At 71.8% G+C, this 17,414-nt stretch carries 15 protein-coding genes; 4 read left to right on the top strand and 11 right to left on the bottom strand.

Features of this window, described 5'->3' with window-relative positions; genetic code table 11:
- Positions 1-19: 19 nt before the first annotated feature.
- Genes ACIBH3_RS15305 through ACIBH3_RS15290 form a run of 4 tightly spaced genes read left to right on the top strand, consistent with a single transcriptional unit; the run spans position 20 to position 4,028 of the window.
- The gene (locus ACIBH3_RS15305; RefSeq protein WP_396312434.1) at positions 20-502 is read left to right on the top strand and encodes a hypothetical protein; all 483 of its coding nucleotides are present in this window, start codon (positions 20-22) and stop codon (positions 500-502) included.
- A 15-nt stretch (positions 503-517) separates the two neighbouring features.
- The gene (locus ACIBH3_RS15300; RefSeq protein WP_396312433.1) at positions 518-2,509 is read left to right on the top strand and encodes a GMC family oxidoreductase; all 1,992 of its coding nucleotides are present in this window, start codon (positions 518-520) and stop codon (positions 2,507-2,509) included.
- Positions 2,506-3,678, top strand: coding sequence for a ferritin-like protein (locus ACIBH3_RS15295; protein ID WP_396312432.1), 1,173 nt, complete (start codon positions 2,506-2,508; stop codon positions 3,676-3,678). Before ACIBH3_RS15300 ends, ACIBH3_RS15295 begins: the two co-directional genes overlap by 4 nt.
- Positions 3,675-4,028 (top strand): putative quinol monooxygenase, encoded by a 354-nt coding sequence (locus ACIBH3_RS15290; RefSeq protein WP_396312431.1) that lies wholly within the window; start codon positions 3,675-3,677, stop codon positions 4,026-4,028. Before ACIBH3_RS15295 ends, ACIBH3_RS15290 begins: the two co-directional genes overlap by 4 nt.
- Before the next feature lie 95 nt (positions 4,029-4,123).
- Here the strand turns inward: ACIBH3_RS15290 and ACIBH3_RS15285 are convergent, their stop codons facing one another.
- From ACIBH3_RS15285 to ACIBH3_RS15235, 11 genes are all read right to left on the bottom strand, one after another.
- Positions 4,124-5,491, bottom strand: a complete 1,368-nt coding sequence (locus ACIBH3_RS15285) for a M1 family metallopeptidase (protein WP_396312430.1) — start codon at positions 5,489-5,491, stop codon at positions 4,124-4,126.
- An 84-nt stretch (positions 5,492-5,575) separates the two neighbouring features.
- Positions 5,576-6,094 (bottom strand): nucleoside 2-deoxyribosyltransferase, encoded by a 519-nt coding sequence (locus ACIBH3_RS15280; RefSeq protein ID WP_396312429.1) that lies wholly within the window; start codon positions 6,092-6,094, stop codon positions 5,576-5,578.
- 86 nt (positions 6,095-6,180) lie between these two features.
- Positions 6,181-6,831 (bottom strand): class I SAM-dependent methyltransferase, encoded by a 651-nt coding sequence (locus ACIBH3_RS15275; protein ID WP_396312428.1) that lies wholly within the window; start codon positions 6,829-6,831, stop codon positions 6,181-6,183.
- 62 nt (positions 6,832-6,893) lie between these two features.
- Positions 6,894-8,777: a hypothetical protein gene (locus tag ACIBH3_RS15270; RefSeq protein ID WP_396312427.1), complete on the bottom strand. Its 1,884-nt coding sequence runs from the start codon at positions 8,775-8,777 to the stop codon at positions 6,894-6,896.
- 118 nt (positions 8,778-8,895) lie between these two features.
- The gene (locus tag ACIBH3_RS15265) at positions 8,896-10,125 is read right to left on the bottom strand and encodes an MFS transporter (RefSeq protein ID WP_396312426.1); all 1,230 of its coding nucleotides are present in this window, start codon (positions 10,123-10,125) and stop codon (positions 8,896-8,898) included.
- Positions 10,126-10,209: 84 nt separating this feature from the next.
- Positions 10,210-11,451, bottom strand: a complete 1,242-nt coding sequence (locus tag ACIBH3_RS15260) for an ATP-dependent carboxylate-amine ligase (protein ID WP_396312425.1) — start codon at positions 11,449-11,451, stop codon at positions 10,210-10,212.
- Positions 11,448-12,629: a DegT/DnrJ/EryC1/StrS family aminotransferase gene (locus tag ACIBH3_RS15255; RefSeq protein ID WP_396312424.1), complete on the bottom strand. Its 1,182-nt coding sequence runs from the start codon at positions 12,627-12,629 to the stop codon at positions 11,448-11,450. Before ACIBH3_RS15255 ends, ACIBH3_RS15260 begins: the two co-directional genes overlap by 4 nt.
- Positions 12,626-13,792 carry an arginine 2,3-aminomutase gene (blsG, locus tag ACIBH3_RS15250; RefSeq protein WP_396312423.1) on the bottom strand — a complete coding sequence of 389 codons (1,167 nt, stop codon included), beginning with the start codon at positions 13,790-13,792 and terminating at the stop codon, positions 12,626-12,628. The genes ACIBH3_RS15255 and blsG overlap by 4 nt, the downstream gene beginning before the upstream one ends.
- A 144-nt stretch (positions 13,793-13,936) precedes the next feature.
- Positions 13,937-14,887: a CGA synthase-related protein gene (gene blsF / locus ACIBH3_RS15245; RefSeq protein ID WP_396312422.1), complete on the bottom strand. Its 951-nt coding sequence runs from the start codon at positions 14,885-14,887 to the stop codon at positions 13,937-13,939.
- Positions 14,875-15,864: a cytosylglucuronate decarboxylase gene (gene blsE, locus ACIBH3_RS15240; RefSeq protein WP_396312421.1), complete on the bottom strand. Its 990-nt coding sequence runs from the start codon at positions 15,862-15,864 to the stop codon at positions 14,875-14,877. Before blsE ends, blsF begins: the two co-directional genes overlap by 13 nt.
- Before the next feature lie 80 nt (positions 15,865-15,944).
- Positions 15,945-17,207, bottom strand: coding sequence for a hydroxymethylcytosylglucuronate/cytosylglucuronate synthase (locus ACIBH3_RS15235; RefSeq protein ID WP_396312420.1), 1,263 nt, complete (start codon positions 17,205-17,207; stop codon positions 15,945-15,947).
- Between the last annotated feature and the right edge of the window lie 207 nt (positions 17,208-17,414).

The raw sequence follows: 17,414 nt of genomic DNA, 5'->3' as shown, positions 1-17,414 counted from the left end.
CAGTTCCCGGGAGTAACCCATGGCAAACGGCACAACGAACCCCAGTCCCCAACAGATCTTCACCGAGCTCTCCGTGGCCCTGACCGGCTTCGACAGGGCGGAACTGGCCGGCACCGGCCTCATCGAGACCTACTACACCACCTTGCTGCGGATCATCGGCGAACGCGAGGCCGGGCACCTGTTCCAGGCCGCCACCGAGGCCCTTGCCGCCGACCGGAAGAACCGCGACGGCGAGGCCCTGCGGAGGCAGGTCGTCGAGAACCCGCGCTACTCGCCGGTCATCGTCAGCCTGATCAAGCTCTGGTACCTCGGCAGCTGGTACCCGCTGTCCGGCGGCTACCGCGACGTCAACGGATCGACCGCAGACGACGTCGAGCACGTCGTCTCCCCGCAGGCCTACCGCGAGGGCCTGGTCTGGGCCGCCGCCGGAGCCCACCCCATGGGCGCCAAGCCGCCCGGCTTCGGCTCCTGGGCGGAACCGCCCTCCCTGCCCGTCTTCTGAGCCCGAGGAAGCGCCATGAGCACCAACGACTACGACATCGTCATCGTCGGCGGCGGCATCTCCGCCGCCACGCTCGCCAAGACGGTCATCGAGAAGGCCGCCGCCCAGACCCCGCCCAGACACCCCCGCGTCCTCATCCTGGAGGCCGGCCGGGCCACGGCGATGAGCGCCGACAAGTACGACACGTATGTGGACGCGTACCAGGAGGCGATCGCCAAGGTCCCTAACTCGCCCTACCCCGCGAGCAGTTCGGCGCCGCAGCCGGACGTCCTCGACATCGGCCGGCCGATCATGGACCACGACGGCAAGACCAGAGTGCCCAGTGACAACGGGTACTTCGTCCAGATGGGCCCGCTGCCGTTCGGCAGCGACTACGCCCGCTCCCTCGGCGGTACCACGCTGCACTGGCTCGGCACCTGCCTGCGGATGCTCCCCAATGACTTCAGGATGTGGGACGAGTACCAGCGCAGCGTGAACTGGCCGTTGGGCTACGAGGACCTGAAGCCCTACTACGAGCGGGCCGAGTGGGACATCATCGGCGTCTCGGCCGACGTCGAGGACCAGGTCTACCCCGGCATCGGCGGCGACCCGAAGAAGTTCTTCAAGAGCGCAGACACCGAGAAGTTCCCCGGCGGGGTCTACCACTTCCCGATGGAGCGGATCCCCAGCAGCTATCTCGACCAGTACCTGGCCAAGAAGTCCGCCGGCCTGGTGGTCGAGCTGATCGACGAGCACGGCAGGCCGCACACCTTCCCCATCGAGCTCAGCAACACCCCGGTCGGCCGCAACTCCCAGCCGTACAAGGGCTACCAGGTGATCGGCGCGGTCGGGAACTTCGACCACGGGCAGCGCTGCGAGGGCAACTCCAGCTGCATCCCGATCTGCCCCGTCCAGGCCAAGTACAACGCGCTCAAGACGCTCTACGCACTGCTCGTCATGTACCCGGACCGGGATCCGGCGGACGGCGGCCCCCGCAAGGCCAGGGTCGCCATCCGTAGCCAGTGCGTCGTCTCCCGCGTCCGGCACACCCAGCAGAAGGGCGGGACCGGGACCGTCACCGGGCTCAGCTACCAGGCGTACTCCGACGACGGCAGTGCGCCGGTGGAGCACACCGTCACCGCCGACACCTACATCCTGGCTGCCAACGCCATCGAGAACGCCACCCTGCTGCTCGCCTCCGGTGCCGCCAACAACAGCGACCAGGTCGGCCGCAACCTGATGGACCATCCGCTGCTGATCACCTGGGGCCTGCTCGACGACAGTGTCGGCGCCTACCGCGGCCCCGGTTCGACCTCCGGAATCCCCGCCTTCCGGGACGGCTCCTTCCGCTCGGAGCGCACCGCCTTCCGCGTCGAGATCGGCAACTGGGGCTGGAACTTCCCGGAGAACGCCCCCTACGACACCGTCCACGACCTGGTCGGCGGCGGGGAGAGCGGGCAGGTGGGGCTCTACGGCAGGGAACTGCGTGCGCGGCTCGGCAAGATCCTTCCCCGCCAGTTCCGGATCGCATGGGAGCTGGAGCAGGACCCCGAACCGACCAACCGGGTCACCATCGACGACCGCTACAAGGACCCGCTCGGCAACCACCGGCCCGTCATCCACTACGACCTCTCGCCGTACGTGCGGGCCTCGCTGCCCTGGGCCTCGGAGGCGAGCCGGCAGCTGTTCACCCAGCTCGGCATCGGCGACAAGGTCCGGCGCCCCGAGTACCGGCCCGGCGACTACACCCACTACGACCCGAACGACCCGTCGGCCGTCACCTACGACGGCGCGACCTACTGGGTGCGCGGTGCGGGACACGTCGTCGGCACCCACCGGATGGGCGTCGACCCGACCACCTCCGTGGTCGACAGCTACCAGCGCAGCCACGACCTGCCCAACCTCTACATCGTCGGCTGCGGCAGCATGCCGACCCTGGGCACCTCCAACCCCACGCTCACCATGACCGCGCTGGCCATCCGAACCGGCGACCGGATCGCCGAGCAGCTGAAGGGGAAGGACGCATGACCGAGCCCACCAGGATCACCAGCCTCAAGGACCTCAAGGCCGCGCTGCAACTGGCCATCGGATTGGAGCTCAGCACCGTCCCGGTCTACCTCACCGCGCTGTACTCCATCGAGGCGGGCCGCAACACCGACGCGGCGCAGACGATCCGCAGCGTGGTCATGGAGGAGATGCTCCACATGACGCTCGCCGCCAACGTCCTCAACGCCCTCGGAGAGGTCCCCAGCCCGGAGCCGGTCGACTTCCAGGACCGCAGGAACCTCAGCCCGATCCCCGCCTATCCGCTGGACAGCCCGCTGATCTCCGGCATCGGCACGCTCGAACTGCTCCCGCTCACGCTCCGCGCCGTGGACAGCTTCGTCCGGATCGAGCACCCCCTGCACGGCGCTGCCACCCTCGACGACATTCCCGCCGAGCCGGGCGGCTTCCGCACCATCGGCGAGTTCTACGACGCGGTCGATGCGGCCCTGAACGACCCGGCGATCTGCCCGGACGGCGCCTTCGAGCCCGTCCGCCAGATTCCGGACGGCGACTACTACGGCGGCGCCGGCCACGTCATCGAGGTGAAGGACCGCGCCACGGCGCGCGAGGCTGTCCTGAAGATCATCGACCAGGGCGAGGGCCTGCCAGAGGACTACCTGCGCCGGCCCGCGAAGACGGTCACCGACGCGGACCGGCTCGGCTCCGGCTGGCAGATGTACTCCCACTACGCCCGCTTCCGCGAACTCCAGACCGGCCGCCGGTTCCGCACCGACCAGCGGGCCGACCAGAACCCCGAGGGGGCCATGCTGCTGGTCGACTACACCGCCGTCCAGCCGGCGCTGTACACCCCGCACAACGGCGGCTCCGACGGCAGCCCCGAAGGCTCCGCCCTGGACGCCTTCGACCTGGCGTACTCGCAGCTCGTCGACGACATCTACCGCGCGTTCGCGGGTGAGCCGAAGGAGGTCGTCGACCCGCTCGACCGCCACGCCGACCGGGAACGGCCGGCGCTGCGGCTGGCCGTCCACTCCATGTACGCGCTGAAGAACACGGCCGTCGCCCTGATGCGCATCCCGAACCCGGCCAAGCCCGGGCACACGCTCTGCCCCCGCTTCTCCTACGTACCACCGGGCGGAGACCGGGACAAGCTCGTCCAGCGGCTCGAGAACCGAGGAGGACAGGACCGGTGATCTCCGTCGTCACGAAGTGGTGGTGCCTGCCCGGCCGCGAGCAGGAGGCGGTGGCCGCCCTGAAGGACCTGGTGCAGCAGGTGAAGGACGGCGAGCCCGACACCCTCATGTACTGCCTGCACACCGCCGAGGTGACGGGCTCCCTGCCGCCGCCCACCCCGAACGAGGTGATCTTCATGGGCGCCTGGACGAGCCGTCAGGCCTTCGACGACCACCGGACGGGCAAGATCTTCACGGACTGGCTGGAGAAGCACCTCGACCTGTTCGTCCAGAACGACAACAGACTCTACGTCAGCGCCGAGTTCGCCGACCGCTTCGCCGGCTTCGTCCGGGGAGCCGCCATCGGCTGACCGCGACCGCCCGGCGGGCACTCTCCTCCTTCCCATCGGCACGGGAAGGAGGAGAGTGTTGCGACGAACTCAGCCGCCGCCCGCGGCCGATTCGGTCAGGCATCGATCCGGTGGGCGGCCCAGAACGGTGTCAGGTCCTCGGTGGTGGCGGCCTGGGCGGCGGCCTTGAAAGCGGGGGTGCTGCTCACGCCGTACCAGTGGACGCGCGCGTAGCCGCGGAGCAGGCGGGTCATCGCGTCGGCTCCGATCAGCCGCCGCAGGTCGTGCAGCGCGCACGCGCCGTAGTCGTAGACGACGTCCTCGTACCGTTCCGGGTGATCGTCCCAGTACGCCATGCCGTTGGTGATCCGTTCCTGCGGCGATGCCCACACGACGGTGCTCCAGCAGTCCGCCCCGTCCCGACCGCGTCCCAGGTCGGTGGCGTACTCGGCGAACGATTCGTCCAGCCAGGGCTGGTGGTACTGGTCGTCTCCGACGATGCCGTACCACCACTGGTGGGCGATCTCGTGGATGAGCGCGGTCGTGTTCACCCGGTCCAGGACGAACCCCGGGTATTCCATGCCGCTGAACCAGAGGTCGTTGTCCAGGACGGCGTCCAGCTCCGGGTACGGGTAGGCGCCGAACGCGCGGGCGTGCGTGTCCATCGCGGACTCGGCGGTGGCCAGCACCGCCTGAGCGTCCGCCGCACCGACGCCGGCCACGGTGTGGACGTTGATCGTGACCCCGCCTGCGGAGACCCTGGAGACGGTGTCGAACGGGCCCGCGGCCCAGGCGAAGTCACGCACCCGTCGGGCGGTCGCCGTGGTGACGGTTCGTCCGGCGGAGCCCGGGGTGTCGGCTGAGCCGCCGGTGGCGGGCACCCCCAGGACGGCCGGATGGTCGAGCGCGACGGTGAAGTCGCCAGCCAGCGCGTAGAAGGACTCCCCGGTGTCGGTGAACGGGTCGAGGTGCCAGCCGGCGGTGTCCCGGATCGCGAGCACCGGCAGGGCGTTGCCGAAGTAGCTGTACGCCCCGTGCCGCCCGAACCGCCCGGCGCTGTCCTTGAGTTCGGGGGCCCGGATGGTGAGGTCGAAGCCGACACTGTGGCGCCCGCCGGGACCGAGCGGGGCCGGCAGGGCGATCCGCAGCGCGGTGCACCCGACCGAGAGCTCGCCCGCGGCGGCCCCGGCCAGGTGCGTCACGGTGACGGACGGTGCCGAGCAGCCCCCGTGGGCGTTGCCCCACAGCCTCAGGAAGATCTCGTGGAGCGGCTCCGCCGAGACATTGGTGAAGCTCACGTGCTCGTGCCCGGACCAGTCGCCTCCGGAGGAGTCGCCGGTCAGCTCGACCGTGTAGGCGGCCGAGGCCGGCGTCCGGTCCGGCTCGGCACGCCGCCCGTTGCCGGGTGGAGCGCCGCCCGTGGTGGTGGCGATCAGCGCGAAGCACGCGAGGACGGCTGCCAGGAGCCGAGCGGACCTGCTCATCAGTTCTCCTCGGGAGTCGGCGGCCGGGCCGCGTGCAGGAGGCTCCGGCTCCGGCCGAGGCCGGAGCCCGGGGCGCTCGTCCGGTCACCGACCGCCGTTGCCCTCCCGCTGCCGCAGCACCGCCAGGTCTACCGCCCGGTCGACGGCAGGCAGGCAGGCGGCGACGTCGGAGTGGACCACGTACTCCACCGATGCCACCGTGTGCAGGCCCTGGACCAGGAAGGTGTACTCCCTGCCGCGTTCCAGCAGCAGGACGATCGGCTTGTCGAAGGCGCTGGCCCAGCCGATCTCGATGTGGGTGCCCGGGGAGGCCGGATGACCAGGCAGGGCGACGAAGACGTCGGCCTTGCGGATCTCGTCCTGGTCAAGCCGGGTGCACTGCTCCGGCCGCATCAGTTCCGCACCCCACGCCTCGCGGCGATGGGCGTTGTGCACGGAGATTCCCTGCGCCTCGAAGTGCTTGATCAGGACGTCGAACGGGGCCCGGGCATCGGCCGGCATCTCTCCGGTCTCCGGATCCAGGAGCTGGATGAACGGGCCGGCGAGGAAGATCGAACGGATGCCCAGGTCAGGGCGGGAGTCATGGGGCAGCGTGATGGTCATGGGGATACCTCCGGAGCAGCGCCGGTGAGCGGTGTCGGGTGAGGGCCGACCGGCGGGCGGGCGTGGGCTGAAGGCGGCGGGCCGGGTCAGTCCTTGAGGAAGCACTGGATGAAGGCGTCGCCGGTGGTGCCGCCGTGGGTGTACTCGGTGGTGTCGTACGCGACGAACGGGTGCCGTTCGACCCGGATCGAGCGGAAGTGCGGAAGGTACTGCCAGCGCAGCTCCGGCTTGGTGCTGAAGAACGGGATGAACACACCGCCGGGACGCAGCACCCGGACGACCTCCGGCATGGTCCTGGCCCACAGTTCGGCGTCCGTCCAGACCTCCATGTCGAGGGCCGGGTCGAAGAACATCCCGTCGATGCTCTCGGAGGGCAGCTCGAAGACCCGCTGGAAGAAGTCGCCGCGCTCGACGGTGAGGTTGTCGGGCACCTGCGGGTGCCGGGCCCGGAACAGGTCCTCGACCTCGTCGAAGAGTTCCAGCACGGTGTGGCGCCGGGTCGCCGGGTTGCCGGCGATGCGCAGCGCGGACAGGCCGAGTCCCAGCCCTACCTCGTAGAAGTCCCGGCCGTACTCGCAGAGCATGTCGGCGCTGGCCCACATCAGGTCCCGCTCCCAGGCCTGCATGGCCTGCTCGCCGCCGATGCTGAGGGTCACCTCGCCGTTCTGCTCGATCAGTTCGATCGCCGGCTTGTCCTGGGGGGTGGTACCCCGCTCCGCGACGCTCTGGCTCTCCATGGTTCTCCCTGCGGGTTGTGGGTGGGTCAGGCGGTATGGGTGGGTCAGGTGGTGCGGGTGTGTCAGTCGCTGCGAGGGACGACCCCGAAGTGGCGCCGGGCCGTCGAGACGGCGAGGTCCTGCACGGCGAACACCGTGAAGTAGTAGGCTTGCGGGGCCGTGTCGGGGGCGAACCGCACCCGGAACGCGATGTCCTCGGCCCGCTCGCCGGCGAGCCTGACCTTGGTCGTCACCGGTTCCACGGTCGTGTCCTCGCGCAGGTAGCTCGGCACGAAGAGGCCCAGCCGTACCGGGCCGGGCCGGGCCGGGGTGACCGTGGCCCGTACCTCCAGCACCCCGCCCTGCTCGACCTCGTCCGCGGCGTGGGCGAGCAGTGCGGGGGCGTCCGGAATGCGGAAGGTGACATCGCCGCACCGCATGCAGACGGCGCAGATGGTGTCCAGGACGTGCGGGAGCAGGCCCCGCCGGGTGAACTCCTGCGCGGGGCGGCCGCAGTGGCAGGTGACCTCCGTGACCTGCGGGTCCAGGCTGCTGCGGTCGCCGAAGTGCGCCGGGTAGTTCATCAGCTCGGTCTCGGGGCAGGCCGCGACCTGCTCGGTGATCACATGGTCGAGGGACTGGAGGTCCGCCGTGAGCGAGGCGTCGATCTGCTCGGGCGACTGGTCGGCGAGATGGGTGGGCCTGGCCACCCAGAGATCGACCTTCCGGGCCAGTTTGGCCAGCCGGGGCCGCAGCGGGTGGTTGTGCGGGAGCAGGTCCGAAGCGAGGTAGGCGGTGAGTCGGCCGCCCACGGTGAGCAGCAGCGGGTCGGGGCGGTGGTCCGCCGGCGCCGGCGGCGCCGGCGTGTCCTGCGGTGCCCCCGGGAGTCCGAAGCGCATGAACGCCGGGTAGGGGTGCGAGCCCGCCAGACTGGCGTTGAGGGTGTCGACGGAGTCCGCGCCGATGAGGGCGCCGTGCATCCAGGCGACGTTCTCCGGCCGGTCGGAGTCGTGCACTGACACGGCCGAGACCACCGTGCGGGCCGGGCCGTCGAGGGCGTTCAACAGCAGCTGGTACTTGGGGTCGTACAGGGCGAGGTCCGCGAGCGGGCCGCTGTTGCACGCGCTGAGCACCAGCTCCACGGCCTCCACCCGGTTGAGGGGGACCAGCTTGTCCTCCGGCTTGTAGCAGGGCAGTCCGTACGCGCAGCGCGGGCCGAGCAGCCCGGGCCTGGCCGGAGCCGAGCCGTTGAGGCCGCAGATGGTGAACTCGCCGAGGTTGACGCTGTCGTCCTTGCCGTGTCCCTGGAAGGCCACCCGCCGCCACCGGGTGCCCAGGATCTCCGCCTGGATGTCCGAACGGTCGAAGTCGCGGTCGTCGAACACCTGGACGCCGGGCAGCCTGGGCGGCCGGTCGGTGTCGGTGAAGAGGCCGAGTGCGTCGATGTCGAGGGCCGGCTCCGCGTACTGCTTGGCCACGTTCCAGACGACCGAGGCGCCGTCCCGGCCGCTCAGCAGTGTCAGTCCGTGCCGCGGGCCGCGATAGGTCGCCATCAGCAGGGCCCGCACCGGGTCGAGGGTGAGCCGGTCGTAGCAGCCGACGACCAGCAGCGAGCCGCTGTGCCGGGCCTGGAACGCCGTGACGTCGGCCAGCTCCTCCTCGGCCACCCACGTCCGGGCGAGCGGGCGGGCCAGCTCCGCGAGCCCTTCGGGCAGTTGCGCCTCGCCAAGGACGATCCCGACGTCCAGCGGGTGCGGCTTGCGCAGGCCGCCGTACAGCCGGCCGGCGAGCTCGACGCTCTGCGCCAGATCGGCGCGGTCCTCGGTCGGGACCGGCACCGCCAGGAGCTGGGGGGAGTCCAGGAACTCCCGGACCGCCTGCGGTAACTCCTGCCGGGTGACCGGACGGAACAGGGGAGCCGACCCGGACGGCCGGTCGGGCCGCTGGTCGGTGAGGGCGGCATTCATGGTGGACCACCTCGCGTTGTCCGCGCCGGGAGGGCGGGAGGGAAGGGGAGCGGCTGCGCGCGCGAGCCGACGACGGGCGAACGGGCCGACGGGGGGCCGCGGACGGTGGGCCCGGCCGTCATGCCGCACACTCCACGGCCGGTGCCACCTGCCGGGTCAGTAGCCCCCGGCAGGCGAAGGCCAGCCCGGCGGCGGCCAGGGCGGTTCCGGTCGCCACGGCGAAGACCGCCCGCGGCCCGAACGGGTCCATCAGCAGCCCGCCGGCCTGCTGGCCCACGGCGTCGCCCAGTACGGTGGCCAGCGACGCCCAGGTGAACGCCTCCGCCATGGACCGTCCGTCGGCGATGCCGCTCACCAGGCTCATCTCACTGGCGGAGACCAGGGCGATGGGCACGCTGCCCACCGTGAGTGCCACGGCCAGGCCCAGCTGGGAGCCGGCGAGCAGCGTCAGCCCGGTCCCGAGGGCGTAGGCCAGCAGCAGGCGCGGGAAGCGCACCTGGGGGGCCACCTGGGACTGGGAGCGGCCGAGCCACAGGGCACCCAGCGCGCTGCCGACCCCCCAGCACGCGTACACCACGCCCGCGTCGCCCGGCGCCCCGTGCCGGGCGACGAAGGCCGGGATCGCCAGGGTCAGCAGACCGATGGGTACCGCGGAGAGGGCCATGATGCCGGTCAGTGCCAGCAGGGCCGGCTCCCGCAGCGGGCCGAGTGGATGGCGCGGCTCCTTCGGAGCGGCCACCGGGGCGCCTTCGGTGCCGACCGGCAGTCGGGTGTGCGCGAGCCCGAGCGTGCCCACGCCGCCCACCACCGCGACCGCCGTCAGCGCCATGCCCGCCGAGCCGACCAGCATCAGCGCCGCCAGCATCAGCGGCGCACCGATCACCAGGACCTCCGTGAGCAGCGCCTCCCAGAGGTAGGCCGTCTCGCGTTCCTCCTCCTGGAGCGGCAGCCGCGCCCAGAGCGAGCGCATACAGGCGTTCGCGGGCGGCAGCACCACCCCGGCGACGACCGCGGCCACGGGCTGCGCCCAGCCGCCCGGGCGGGTCGCCCACACCAGGACGGCGAGCGCCGCCGGGTAGGCGAAGGCGGTCGCGGTCAGCACCGCCGATCGGCCGCTACGGTCGAGGCGGCGGGCGATCAGCGGGCTGCCGAGGGCCATCCCCAGTGTGTACAGCGCAGCGACCAGGCCGGCCTGGGCGTAACTGCCGCCCTGCTCACGGACCGTCAGCACGATGGCCAGCGACATCAGGTAGACCGGCAGCCTGGAGACGAGGCTCCACCAGGCCGGGCCGGCCACCCGGGGACGTGTGAGCAGGTCGAGGAAGCGACGGGGCAGGCCGCTGGTCACGTGGTCGGGTCTCCGTTCCGTGGCCGCCCGGGGCGGCGGAGTCGGGTGCCGTGCCGTCGCTCGCGCGGGCGGCACGGGCGGGGGTCAGGCGGGGACGGCGTCGGCCTCCTGTGCCGGGACGACCTCGATCGTGAACCGGTCGAGCACCTCGCGCATACGACGCTCCACCTCCTCGACCGACGTTCCCACGACATGGGCGTACCCCGAGGCGTTGTGCGAAGCCCGACGGGCCGTCACCGGATCGCCGGTACCGACCTTCAGCACGGCGTCGACGACCCCGGGCATCCCCAGGATCTCCTCCCGGGACGTGATCCGCCGGATCGTCCCGGAGCCGGGCAGCGGCAGCAGCAGGTCGCCCGCACAGCGGCGCTCGCGGTACTCCAGCTCCGGACGGCGGCCGAGATAGACCGCCAGGGTGGCACCGAAGACGTCGAAGCCGTACGCGTGACCGTGGTTGGCGGGAATCTCGCAGCCTGCGAGCCGCACGCCGATCTCGCCCGCGTACACCTCACCGTCGATCAGGAAGAACTCCATGTGCGCGTAACCGTGGTCCACGCCCATCCCGGTGACGATGCGCTGGACCAGTGCCCGCAGGTCGACCGGTGGGCTCTCGCCGGTGCCGACGCTGATGTTGGCGTTCATCGCGCCGTCGACGATGTCCAGCGGGCGGCAGGGCATCGCGCTCGGCCAGGCGTCCAGGACCTCGCCGTCCAGGATGAGCGCGCACACCTCCCACTCGGTACCGCCGAGGTGCTCCTCCACCATCCAGTCCCGCGTGCCGAGGTCGATCGCGGCGAGCTCGCCCGGCCCGGCGAGCCGGTGGGTGTCCACGCAGGCGAACGAGTCGACCGGCTTGAGGACCACCGGCCAGCCGTGCCGGCCGGCGAACCGCTCGACGTCGTCGGTCGACCGCACCCGCGCGAACTCCGCCGTCCGCAGGCCCAGTTCCCGAAACCGCGCCTTCATGGCGGCCTTGTCCCGGACCAGGGTCACCTGCTGCTCGGTCAGATGCGGCAGGCCGGCGAGCTGCGCGAACCGTTGGGCCGCGGCCTGCCTGGGCTCCGACGGGTTGCAGAACCGGGTCGGGGGTACGGGCAGACCGGCCGCCCACCCCCGGTACCGCCGTGCCTCCTGCGCCTGCGGCACGCCCTCGCGCACCCAGAAGGCGGGCAGATGCGCGGTTTCGAGGAGATAGTCCTCCGGCAGGTCCGGCCGCGTCCCGGCGAACCGCAGCAGGACCAGCCGATCGGGCAGCGCCCGGGCCGCGTAGCGGGTGAAGGACGACGGCCGGTCGTCCACCATCAACAGCACCTCGGCGTCGTTCACACCGCCTCCAGCACCTGGCGGACGGCCTTGGCCGCGAGGACCTGGTCCTCCTCGGGCAGCTCCGGGGACAACGGCACGCACAGGGTGCGGTCCAGGAGATCCCTGGTCCGGGCGAAGCCGTCGCGGCTGAGCGCGAGCGGGGACTCGGGGGCGTGGTTCCACGGAAACCCGTCGCGGTAGAGCGAACGGCGGCCGGTGAGTACCGGGTGGTCGGGCAGCAGGTACTTCCCGAGTGTCCAGTTGGCGATGCCGGCCGCGGTGAGCGCAGCCACCGCGGAGTCCCGCAGCTCCTTGCTCTCGCACCGGAACCGCAGGCTGACCTTCACATCGCCGGCGGCCCGGGGCCGGACCTCCAGATCGGGCCGGTCGGGCAGCTCGGCCATGGCAATGGAGTACATCCGCTCCAGCCCGGCGAGCAGTTCGTCGAGGTGCCTGAACTGCTGGCACTGGACGGCCGCGACCTGCTCGCTGGTCACGAAGTTCTCCCCGAAGTGGGCGTCCCGGTTCCACGCCGGGTAGTGCCCCGGCACCCGCGCCGAGCCGTGGTCGTGGTAGCAGCGCATGGTCGACCAGGCGTCCTCGTCGTTCGTGACGAGCAGCCCGCCCTCGCCCGAGGTGAGGACCTTGTTGTGGTGGAAGCTGAACGTCCCGGCGTAGCCGGCCGTCCCGACGTGCCGGCCGTCGGGGAAGCGCGCGCCGAGGGACTGGGCGCAGTCCTCGACGAGGTACGGCACCTCCGCCGGCAGCGGCGCCACCGTGCCCTCCATATGGGCCACGATCACCCGCTGCGCGTCGGGCGGCAGCAGCGTCGGGTCCATGGAGAGTGAGTCGTCGGCGTCGACCAGCACCGGGATCAGGCCGCAGGACAGCACCGCACCGGCCACCGCGACGAACGTGACCGCCGGGATGTGGACCAGGTCGCCGATGGCGGGACGGGTGGAGATCAGCGCCAGCCGCAGTGCCTCCGTGCAGTTGTGCACGGCCAGGGCGTGGCCCGCCCCCAGCCGTCCGGCCACGGTCCGCTCCAGCCGGGAGGCCATGCTCTCGGTCTCGGTCTGGTACCGGAACAGGACCTGGTGCTCGATCACCTTCCTCAGCTCCGACATGTCGGACCAGTCGAGGTAGTTCGCTCCGTAGGGCAGGAAGCGCTGCCCGAGCCGCTTGTCGAGTGAGCTCATGGTGTGTCGGACTCCGTGATCGGCTGCGCCTCACCGTCGACGACCATCTCCTGGCCTCGGTAGTTGCGGAGCAGCAGGCCGTCGGGGGTGGGGGTGAAGGAGGGCTGCGCGATCGGGATCTTGCCGATCTTCGTGGTCAGGACGTACTGGGGGACGCCGAACCCGGTGATGTGGCCCTGCAGGCCGGCCATGATCTCCCAGCCCTTCTCCACGGACGTCATGAAGTGCGAGACCCCGGTGACGTTGTCGCAGTGGTAGAGGTAGTACGGCCGGACCCGGATCCGCAGCAGCTCGGTCATCAGGGTGCGCATGGTGGCGACGTCGTCGTTGATCCCGCGCAGCAGCACCGTCTGGTTCCCGACCGGGATACCGTGCCGCAGCAGGCGGTCGACGGCCGCCGCGGCCTGCACGGTGATCTCCTTCGGGTGGTTGAAGTGGGTGTTCAGCCAGACCGGGTGGTACCGGGCGAGCATCGAGCAGAGCCCGTCGGTGATCCGCTGGGGCAGCAGCACGGGGAACCTGCTGCCGATACGGATGATCTCCACACTGGGGATCGCCCGGAGCCCGGCGACGATCTCCTCCAGCTTGCCGTCCTGGTAGGACAGCGGGTCGCCGCCGGTCAGCAGGACGTCCCGGATCTCGGGGTGGTCGGCGATGTAGCGCAGGTCCTCGTCGAAGGAGCCGCCCTCGTCGTCCCGGAAGTAGGTGCCCTCGACGTCGGTCGTGTGGAACTTGCGCGTGCAGTGGCGGCAGTAGACCGGGCACGCCTCGGTGATCAGCATGATCACCCGGTCCGGGTACTTGTGCACCACCCGGTTGGTCCTGCGGTAGTAGGTGTCCCCGACCGGGTCGACCTCGGCCCCGGGGAAGTCCATCAGCTCACCGAGGGCCGGCACCGCCTGCTGCCGGACCGGACAGCCGGGGTCGTCCGGGTCCATCAGCGACGCGTAGTACGGGGTGACGCTCCAGCGGTACTTGCCCGCCACCCCGGCGATGGCCTTCTCCTCGTCGGGAGCGAGGTTGATCCACTGCCGGGCCTTCTCGACGGTGGTGATGCGTCGGCGCATGTGCCAGCGCCAGTCGTCCCAGTCGCTCTCCGGGACCCTGGGGCGGATCAGTGCGGGGCGGGTGGCATCCGGGGGTTCGTGAAGGGTGTCGGACATGGCGGCTCCAGCACGACGTGGACGACGTGGGTGAGGTGGCCGGGACCGGTGAGGCCGGACCGGCAGACGGGCGAGGCGGGGGGAGGGGGCGGCTACGGTGGGCTCGCCGTGGGCGGGGCCCGCAGCGGGGTGCACGGAGGGCGCTCACAGCGGGGCGAGCGCGAGTTGGCGGAGGGTGCGGGCGACCCGCTGCGCGCCGCGCAGGTCGTCCAGGGCCGGGTCGAGCAGGTGCCACGGGCCGGTTGCGGCCGCCGCGGACAGGGCCCACAGGCCCGGGTCGTCGGGATCGCCGGCCGAGGGCAGCGGCAGGACCTCGGCCACCTGCTCGGCCAGGTCACGTTGGGCGGCCCCGAGCGGCGGCAGCGGGGCCAGCGGTGCCCGTCGCGCCTGGGCGAGGGCGAGCGCCCCCAGCACCGGCGAGGCCAGGAATACTGCGGCATCGGCGTGGAGTGCGTCCGTGTCGACCTCGGCGGCCCGGCGCAACCGGAGGCCCGGACGCTCCGCGAGGCCGCCCAGGGCGGACCGCAGGAGCGCGAGCCCGGTGTCGGCGACCACGGTGCAGCTCCCGGTGCGGTGCAGCGCCGCACCGACCAACCCCCTTAGCGCCCCGGTGGCGAAGGCCTCCGCTTCCGCGTCGGGTACGCACCACAGGGAGAGCAGCAGGAGGGTGCCCGAGCGGGTCCTGCTCCTGCCGGTGCGCTGCGGCGCGAGGAGCCCGGTGGGCCGTGCGCCGCGGACGAGGGGAGCGGACAGTGGCAGCCACCCGGGCCGGTGAATCCGTCCGAGTGCACCCCTCGGCGGCGTGTCCTCGGCGCCCGGGCCCGGATGACCCGAGCTCAGGTGCACCACCGGCACGCCCAGGCCCAGCAGCCGCTCGGTGGCCGGCACGTCGTCGCAGACCAGTGCCGCGACCGGTAGGGGGTCGAGGTCGGACCAGCCGACCGGACGGAGGTCGCCGAGGTGGGCGGCGACCCGGCGCAGGGCGAGCGTCGAGTCCAACTGGTCCTCGCGGGCGCTCAGCAGCACCCGCGGGCCGTGCGCGGCGCGGCGCTCCGGCGCGGCCGGGGCCTCCTCGGCGGAGGTCAGTAGTGCCATGGTCCCACCGCCCCGAGCCGGGCCACGTCGTCGCTGTAGCCGGCAGCGGTGGTGGAGCACCCGCTGCACACCTCGGGGCCGCGCTCGCGGAAGTAGTCGGCATGGGCCCGGAAGGCCGGGGTGTCCAGGCGGATCACCCCCTGCTCCCGCAGGGGTGCACCACCGGGCCCGTCGTCGCCCTCCCGGTGAGGGAGGCAGCTGCACGAGAACATCCGCCCGAGCTTGCCGTCGACGTAGATGACGTCGTCGGCGACGTGACACAGCGGTTCGGCGGCGCGCGGGGTGACGGACCGGGTGAAGTACCGCTCCTGCTCCTGCGGGGTGTCGCCGTAGAAGCGCTTGCCCATCGGGACCAGGAGGGTGGCCGGGTCGGTTTCGTAGATCGGATCGCAGACGCTGCGGACGTGATCGGCGTCGGGGTAGGTGATGGTGCGGTCGAGCTTGAGCGCGGACAGTTCCCACTGCCGTACCCCCGCCTCGGTCAGGACCTGTTGCAGGCGTGGCATCTCGGTGTAGTTGTGCGGGCCGACCACGGTGTTGACCCTGGGCAGGACGCCGAGCGCGGCGGCGTCGCGCAGGCCCTTCAGCCCGCTGTCGAACATGCCGGGGGAGCGCCGGTAGACGTCGTGGGTGGCGCCCGAGGCGCCGTCCAGGCTGACGATCACCTGGGCCAGGCCGGCCGCAGCCAGCGGGGCGGCCATCCGGGGCAGCAGCGAGCCGTTGGTGATCAGGGACATCCTCATCCCGCCGGCCGTCCCCGAGCGCACCAGTTCAACCACGTCCGGGTGCATCAGCGGCTCGCCACCGGTGAACCGGATGTAGCCCACGCCGGCGTCCCTGGCCTTGGGCACCAGGTCGTCGAAGTCCTCCCGGGAGAAGCGGAACGTGTCGCGGGAGAGGGCGAACTCGCACATGAAGCAGTCGGCGTTGCAGGCTTCCAGGATCCTGATGAAGAGGTAGCGATCGCGTGTACGCACGGGGTGGAGACCTTCCAGGCGGCTCACGGGACGGGTGGCACGGGGGACGGGTGGTGACCAGGTGGTCCGGAACGCGCAGGTCAGGCGGGTCGGGAGAGCCGGTCAGTCGGGCCCAGGACTCCGAGCAGCGCGTCGGCCACCTGGGCCGCGCCGCCGGTACCGACCGCGGTGGTGAGCGCGCCCCAGTCGTCGACCCCGGCGGACCGGCGCAGCGCCTCCAGGACACCGTCGCGCAAGGTGTGGCTGACGGCCTGTCGGTGGTCGCCCTGTGCTGCCGCCCCGATCGCGCCGTAGATCAGTTCGAGGGCGTGGTCCTCGCCCTCCGAACGGAGCGCCAGTGCGTCGTCCTCGGCGAGCACGTACTTGGGCCAGAGCACCCGCAGCGGGGCCTTGAGTGCCTGGCTGTGGTAGCGGCCGTTGAAGATCTGGCTGAGGTTCTGCGGCGGCAGGCAGACGGTGGGGACGTTCAGGTCGCCGGCCTCCAGCAGGGTGGTCAGACCCGGCGAGGTGAGCAGGACGTCGCAGTCGTCCAACCGGTCCAGGAACGCGCCGTGCCCGAGTGGGCCGGTGGTCGTCCGGGGCGGGGCGACCGACGCGTCGATGAGCCGACCCGCCAGATCGCCGGGCAGGTTGCCGGCGATGTGCACCTCCTCGACCCCGTGGGCGGCGAGGGCCTCCAGGGCTGCCGGGACGACCAGGCGCGGATAGTGCGCCGGATCGCCGAGCCTCGGTGCCCGCAGACCGCCCAGGCTGACCAGCGCCCTGCGGTACGGGCGGCCGGTGCTCCGCCCGGCACCACGCTCCGACTCCGAGGCGCGGGGCCGGGCGATGACCGCCTCGACCCAGCGCAGCCCCGGGGCGTCGGCCAGGACGTCCATGCACTCGGGTGGCAGCTCGACGCTCTTCTGGGCGCAGTACACCGTCGCGTCCAGCGGCAGCGCGGCCCGGTCGCCCTCGGACCAGAGGAAGGGCAGGCTGTCGACGAACACCGTGGGCACTCCGACGGCCAGCAGCGCCGTCGCGGCCGCGCCGTCCAGGACGACCACGGCGGCCCGCACCCCCTGCGACCGCACGATCTCCCGGACCGTGGGGGCCAGCCGGCCGGGATCGTCCGGCAGGTCGTACCAGTCGTCCACCGTGTGTTCGGCGAGCAGCGGGCGGCCCAGCCCCGACGCCAGCCCGACGAACCGCAGGGGAGGCGCCGACCGGTCCCGCAACGCGGAGAGCACCGCGCTCAGCTTCCCCGAGCTGCCCCACCCGAATTCCGCCCCGACGAGTGCGACGGTGACGAGAGCGGACCGCGCGGCGGGGTCGGCGGAGTACGTGGCGACATTGGACGGCATCGATTGCCTCTCGCATTCCCGGTAGGGGCGGCACGCTTGGCATCGGGACAAGCACCGTGCCCGCAGCCGCAAGCACGCAGCCGCAGAGCCGCCTCGGGTGAGATCTCGTGGTCCCGCCCCGGCGATTCCTTCGAGTACAACCGTTCCGTATGCGACTGATTGGCGCAAGGCGGTCGGCGCGACATTCAGGCTGACGGGTGAATAGGC

The organism is Kitasatospora sp. NPDC050543 (assembly GCF_044457565.1).
Lineage (GTDB): Bacteria > Actinomycetota > Actinomycetes > Streptomycetales > Streptomycetaceae > Kitasatospora.
This window is presented reverse-complemented; position numbering and strand designations above follow the sequence as displayed.